The organism is Rhodococcus sp. IEGM 1351 (genome assembly GCF_030056875.1).
Taxonomy (GTDB): domain Bacteria; phylum Actinomycetota; class Actinomycetes; order Mycobacteriales; family Mycobacteriaceae; genus Rhodococcus_F; species Rhodococcus_F opacus.
Genome location: NZ_JASHKU010000114.1, coordinates 1 through 349, shown reverse-complemented (window position 1 = coordinate 349; position 349 = coordinate 1). Strand labels below are relative to the sequence as shown.

Sequence of the window (349 nt, the reverse complement as noted above, 5' to 3'; positions counted from 1 at the left end):
CCGCCACCAGCACTTCCGGGCCGACACCCGCACCGATCAGGCGGTGTGCCAGCCGGTTCGCTCGACTGCTCAGCTCCCGGTAGGTCCAGTTCTCGTCACCGAACGTGACCGCCACCGCGTCCGGAGTCGCGGCGACCTGGGCCTCGAACAGGCCGGGAATCGTCGAGTCCGGTATCGGTACGCTCGTGTCGTTCCAGGTCCGCAGTACCAGCTCACGCTCGTCGGGCTCGAGGATCTCGTACCCGTCGATCCGCCCGCGGGGATCCGCCACGATCAACTCCGACAACCGCACGAACCGGGCCGCGATACCCTCCACCGTCCCGCGGTCGAACAGGTCACTCGCGTACTC

General features: G+C 68.2%; 1 protein-coding gene. It reads right to left on the bottom strand.

Features of this window, described 5'->3' with window-relative positions; translation table 11 throughout:
• Nucleotides 1-349: AMP-binding protein (locus QM806_RS41015; RefSeq protein WP_283295064.1), on the bottom strand; the 349-nt coding region annotated here is incomplete at both ends.